We start from the raw sequence: 5,867 nt of genomic DNA, 5'->3' as shown, positions 1-5,867 counted from the left end.
GTCCGGCGGGCGGCGTTCCGGCGCCCGTGGGGCAGGACCCCCTGTCGCCGTGGGGTCGGCCTCCCCGTCCGCCGTGACCCGGACGGAGCAGTGGGTGTCGGAGCGGAGACGTATGCTCGACGGCGGGGAAGAGGCGCCACGAGCGCTGCCGTACGGAGCTTGGGAGCAGCAGTGGCCGTCTGGGACGACCTGGTGGGCCAGGAGCGGGTGGTCGAACAGCTGACCGCCGCCGCCCGGGCGGCCGGGGCGACGGTCGAGGCCGGTCGCGGGGCCGCCCCGGTCGAGGGCGCGAACGCCTCCCTGATGACGCACGCCTGGCTGTTCACCGGCCCGCCCGGCGCCGGGCAGGTCACCGCCGCGCGCGCCTTCGCCGCCGCCCTCCAGTGCACCAGCCCCGACCTTGCGCTCGGCGGCACGCCCGGCTGCGGGTTCTGCAACGGCTGCCACACCGTGCTGGCCGGCAGCCACGCCGACGTGAAGTACGTCCGGACGGACGGCCTCTCCATCGGCGTCGGCGACATGCGCGACCTGGTGCTGCGCGCCTCCAGCTACCCGACCGGCGGCCGCTGGTCCGTGATCCTGGTGGACGCCGCCCACCGGCTCACCGAGGCCGCCGCGAACGCGCTGCTCAAGGGCGTGGAGGAGCCCTCCCCGCGCACCGTCTGGCTGCTCTGCGCCCCCTCCGTCCAGGACGTGCTGCCGACCATCCGCTCGCGCTGCCGCCTGTTGGTGCTGCGCACCCCCGCAGCCGAGGCGGTCGCCGACACCCTGGTCCGCCGCGACGGTGTCGACCCGGAGACCGCCCGGCTCGCCGCGCTCGCCGGGCAGGGCGACATCGAGCGCTCGCGCCGCCTCGCCGTCGACGAGCAGGCCCGGACGCGCCGGGCCGAGGTACTGCGCATCCCGCTGGAGGTCGGCGACATCGGAGGCTGCCTGACCGCCGCCCAGCGCCTGGTCGACACCGCCAAGGCCGATGCCGAGGCGCTCGCCGAGACCCAGGACGCCAAGGAGACCGACGACCTCAAGGCCGCCTATGGCGCCGCCGAGGGCGGCAAGGCGCCGCGCGGAATGGCCGGTGCGGTCAAGGAGCTGGAGAAACGGCAGAAGAGCCGGGCCACCCGCACCCGCCGGGAGACCCTCGGCGTCGCCCTGCTCGACCTGCTCGGCTTCTACCGGGACGTGCTCGCCATCCAGCTCGGCTCCACCGGTGCGCTCGCCAACGAAGACCAGCGGCAAGCGCTGAACCGGGTGGCCCAGGCCGGTCCGGCGGAGAGCACGCTGCGCCGGATCGAGGCGGTGCTGGCCTGCCGCCAGGCGCTGGACCGCAACGTGGACCCGCTGCTCGCGGTCGAGGCGATGACGGTGGCGTTGCGCGCGGGCTGAGCATCGGGCCGGGCCGTCGCCCTGAGGGCGTTCCACCGGGCGGGCCACTACTCCGACGGGCGATGCCCGTAGGCCTCGCGGAGCGCGGGCCGTCCCACCTTCGAGTGAACGAGCGACACTCGCCGGGCACACCGTCGTGTGACCGTCCGCCCGTTGTGCACGCTGGGGGCCGACTGCGCTCGGTGCCGGGGCGGTCGCCTCCCGTACGCGCCGGTTCCGGTTCGGCGCGGCCCCCTCCAGAGGTGGTGCGTTCCGTGGTTCGTTCGCTCCTCATCATCCCCCTGCTGGCCGCCGCCCTCGGCGGGATCTGGCTGGCCCGGGGCGCCCAACTCCGCTGGCGCGACCTGCGCGCCGCCGAGACCTACGAGCTGACCGGTGAGCGCTGGCCGATGCTGGTGCGGGCGGCCGGGGCGATGGTCTGCGGGGTGTGCGTCACCGCTCTGACGGTGCTCACCACGCTCGGCGCCTTCGGCGGTCTCCGGCCGGGCACCCACGAGCCGAACCGGGCGGAGCCGGTCGTGGGCACGACGCGCGCGGGTTCGGACGCGGGGTCGGGTGCCGGGCCCGATGCGGGGGTGGTCCGGCAGCAGCAGCAGGCGGCGCCGCCCGCGGCCGCCGCACCGCCTGCTGCCTCGCCTGCTGCCTCGCCCGCCGCCTCGCCCGCTGCCCCGCCCGCCGCCCCGGCCGCCGTCGGAGCTGCCGAGGCTCCCGCCGTGGTCAGCCGCTTCGACAGCGTCGGCCACCCCGGTGGTGGCGAGCTGCTCCAGTCCGCCGTGCTCGGCCCCGACGGCCAACCCCGCAACGTGCGGGTCTGGCTCCCGCCGCAGTACGCCAAGGAGCCGAACGCCCGCTTCCCGGTCGTCGTGATGCACGCGGCCGCGCCCCGGAAGACCGCCGACGCCGAGGTCCCGGACGTCTTCGAGGGCATCGGTTCGGCTCTCCAGAGCGGCAAGGCCCACCCGTTCATCCTGGTCGCCCCCGAGGCACCGAACGGCACCGCGCACCCCTGCGAGCTGGTCGCCGCGGCCCCGGCCGCCGTCGCCGACGACGCGACGCTGCGCACCACCGTCGTGACCACCTTCCGCGCCCTGCCGCCCGGCCCGGCCTCCTGGGGAGTCCTCGGTGTCGAGGGCGGTGCGCCCTGCGCGGCCGCCGCCGTACTGTCCCGGCCCGACCTGTACGCCGCGGCCGCGGCGGTCTCCGGCCGCTACGACGCCACCGCGCTCACCCAGACCGGCGCCGAGGCCCCGGCCGGCAGCGCGGCCAAGCTGCTGCTGGCCGCCGCCAAGGCCGACTCCGCCGGGCTGGACGCGGCCCGCCGGCTCCAGTCCGCGCTGAAGGCGGGCCCCGGAGCGGCGGCCAAGGCCGAGGTGCGGATCTCCGACAACGTGCAGGACTTCACCCCCGAGCGGGAGCGGCTGCGGCTGGTCCGGCAGGCGGCGCAGTTCCTGGCCGAGGCGCTGGCCAAGGCGTCCTGAGGGCAGGCCCGGCGGCGCTACGCTGCCCGGTACCCCGGGGCGGGTGCCGGGCAGCGGCGTTTCCTCCGGGGTGCTCCGCGCGTTGGTCCGCTGGTTGTTCCACAGGTTGTTCCACGTGCTGGTCGATTGCGGAGAGGTGGCGGATGAGGACTTCCGGGCGGGCACGGGCACGGGCACGGGTAGTGGCTGCGGCGCTGGTCGTCGTCGGGCTGCTGGCGGGCGGGTGCAGCTCCGATCCGTCCGGGGCGCCGACGGCGTCCTCCTCGGACTCGGCAGCCGCGGCGGACGCGGCCGCCGGAGCCACTCCGCTGGAGCCGCTGCCCGCCGCCGTCCCGGCCGCGCTGGCGCCGTACTACGCGCAACGCCTGGCCTGGCAGCCGTGCGACAGCGGGTTCGAGTGCACGACGTTCCGGGTGCCGCTGGACTACGACCACCCGGGGGACGGGGACCTCACCCTGGCGGCCGCCCGCGCGGCGGCGGAACCGTCGGGCTCCGGATCCGGCTCCTCCGCCTCCCCGTCCGGCGCCGTCCCTCCTTCCGACTCCCAGGGCCCGCGGCTCGGATCCCTGCTGCTCAACCCGGGCGGGCCCGGCGGCTCGGCGATCGAGTACCTGGAGGCCGCCGCCCGGACGTACGACCGCGGGGTGCGGGCCCGGTACGACCTGGTCGGCCTCGACCCGCGCGGGGTGGGCCGCAGCAACCCCGTCAGCTGCCTGAGCGGCGACCGGATGGACGCCTACACCGCCGTCGGCCTGCCCCCCGGCGACCAGCACGGGATCGACGCGCTGATCGCGGCCGACAAGGAGTTCGCCGAGGGCTGCCGGAAGCAGGCCGGGGCGGCGCTCGGCCACCTCAGCACCGTCGAGGGCGCCCGCGACATGGACGTGCTGCGCGCCCTGCTCGGCGACGAGAAGCTGAACTACGTCGGCAAGTCCTACGGCACCTTCCTCGGCGCCACCTATGCCGGGCTGTTCCCGAGCCGGGTCGGGCGGCTGGTGCTCGACGGCGCGATGGACCCGGCGCTCGACTCCGTCACCGGCAACCGCGTACAGGCGGGCGGCTTCGAGACCGCCTGGGCGGCCTTCGCCAAGGACTGCGCCCAGCGCGAGGACTGCCCGCTCGGCCGCACCGAGCAGCAGGTCGGCGAGCAGCTCACCGCCCTGCTCGCGGGCGTCCGCACCGGCTCGCTGCCCACCACCGCCGACGACGGCCGCCGGCTCACCGGGCCCCAGGCGACCACCGGCGTCATCCGGGCCATGTACGCCGACTTCCTCTGGCCCAGGCTGCGCACCGCGCTCACCGACGCCAAGGCCGGGGACGGCACCGGCCTGCTGAAGCTCTCGGACGACTACTACGGGCGCAAGGCGGACGGCTCGTACCCCAACCTGATGTTCGCCAACACCGCGGTGAACTGCCTCGACCTGCCCGCGCCGTTCGGCGGACCGGAGGACGTCCGACGGGCGGTGCCGGAGTTCGAGCGGGTCTCGCCGCACTTCGGGCGCGACATGGCCTGGATGGCCCTGGCCTGCACCTACTGGCCGGTCCGTGCCACCGGCACGGCGCACACCATCCGGGCCGCCGGCGCCGCCCCGATCGTCGTCATCGGCACCACCCGCGACCCGGCCACCCCGTACGCCTGGGCCCAGTCACTGGCCGGCCAGCTGGAGTCCGGCCGCCTGCTCACCTTCGACGGCGACGGCCACACCGCGTACGGCCGGCACAGCACCTGTGTGGACGGAGCGGTGAACCGCTTCCTGCTGACCGGGGAGGCCCCGGAGCAGGGCAAGCGCTGCGACCGGTAGGGCCGGCCCGGACGGCGGGAGACCGACAGGTCGTTCTCACTTCAACCGACTACCGGTGCGACGTTACGATGAGCCTCCCCCCACCCCCCTCCCCTGCACCGGAGCTCATCGTGCTCGGAGTCAACGACCTGGCGACGTACGTCCTCGGCGCCCTCGTCATCATCCTGCTGCCCGGCCCCAACTCCCTGTACGTACTGTCCGTCGCGGCCCGCAAGGGCATCCGCACCGGCTACCGGGCCGCGGCCGGCGTCTTCGTCGGCGACCTCACCCTGATCAGCCTCACCTCGCTGGGCGCGGCCTCCCTGCTCAAGGCCAACCCGGCCGTCTTCGCGGTGGTCAAGTTCGGCGGCGCCGCCTACCTGCTCTGGATCGGCTACGGCATGCTCCGCGCCGCCCGCCAGCTCTGGCGCGAACGCCGGGCCGCGGCCGACCCCACCGCCGAACCGGCCCCCGAATCCACCGAGCAGCCCTTCCGCCGCGCCCTGGTGATCAGCCTCCTCAACCCGAAGGCCATCCTCTTCCTGCTCTCCTTCTTCACCCAGTTCGTCGACCCCGCCTACGGCCGGCCCGCCCTCTCCTTCGCCCTCCTCGGCGGCGTCCTCCAGACCTTCAGCTTCCTCTACCTCTCCCTCCTGATCTTCGCGGGCACCACCCTCGCCACCGCCTTCCGCCGCCGCAAGCGACTCTCCGCCACCCTCACCAGCGGCGTTGCCGTCCTCTTCGCCGGCTTCGCCGCCAAACTCGCCGTCTCCTCCGCCTGACCGCCGCCCCGGTATCCCGTTACGGATCACCCGCGAACCTGTGTAGACTGGCCCGCGTTGCCACGACACGTCGGCAACGGTGCCGCCTTAGCTCAGTTGGCCAGAGCAACGCACTCGTAATGCGTAGGTCGCGGGTTCGAATCCCGCAGGCGGCTCAGTGAAGGCCCAGGTCAGATAGCCCATGACCTGGGCCTTTTGCCGTTTCTTGGCGTTTGGGCAGGTGGCGGCGACGCGCTACGAGATCGCTTGCGTGAGCGATGCGTGAGTCAGCCGACACCCAGGTGGTTCTCCCTCGGCGGCATCTCCCCAATGCCCGGCCGCTGTCCGTCCTCGGCCCGCTGAAGGCCACCACGGTGATCGGCATCGCGGGAAGACGACAGGCCTGGAATATCGAATCTCCGCCAGTTCAGATCAACGTGTCCTGCGGGCAGCCGCCAGCTGAC

At 74.6% G+C, this 5,867-nt stretch carries 4 protein-coding genes and 1 tRNA gene; all 5 read left to right on the top strand.

All coding sequences use genetic code 11. From position 1 onward, the window contains the following. Positions 1-171: 171 nt before the first annotated feature. The 5 genes from ACFU7Y_RS38545 to ACFU7Y_RS38525 all read left to right on the top strand — a co-directional run bounded on the left by ACFU7Y_RS38545 (position 172) and on the right by ACFU7Y_RS38525 (position 5,579). On the top strand, positions 172-1,383 hold the full coding sequence (locus ACFU7Y_RS38545) for a DNA polymerase III subunit delta' (protein WP_224285332.1): 1,212 nt from the start codon (positions 172-174) through the stop codon (positions 1,381-1,383). A 254-nt stretch (positions 1,384-1,637) separates the two neighbouring features. Then, positions 1,638-2,861: a hypothetical protein gene (locus ACFU7Y_RS38540; RefSeq protein WP_380771143.1), complete on the top strand. Its 1,224-nt coding sequence runs from the start codon at positions 1,638-1,640 to the stop codon at positions 2,859-2,861. A gap of 143 nt (positions 2,862-3,004) precedes the next feature. Further along, a complete protein-coding gene (locus ACFU7Y_RS38535; protein WP_380771142.1) occupies positions 3,005-4,663 on the top strand; it encodes an alpha/beta hydrolase in 1,659 nt (552 codons plus the stop codon). 110 nt (positions 4,664-4,773) lie between these two features. Then, positions 4,774-5,424, top strand: coding sequence for a leucine efflux protein LeuE (gene leuE / locus ACFU7Y_RS38530; protein ID WP_224278622.1), 651 nt, complete (start codon positions 4,774-4,776; stop codon positions 5,422-5,424). An 81-nt stretch (positions 5,425-5,505) separates the two neighbouring features. Next, a tRNA-Thr gene (locus ACFU7Y_RS38525) sits at positions 5,506-5,579 on the top strand. The last annotated feature ends 288 nt before the right edge of the window (positions 5,580-5,867 follow it).

This window comes from Kitasatospora sp. NPDC057542 (genome assembly GCF_042801945.1).
Lineage (GTDB): Bacteria > Actinomycetota > Actinomycetes > Streptomycetales > Streptomycetaceae > Kitasatospora.
This window is presented reverse-complemented; position numbering and strand designations above follow the sequence as displayed.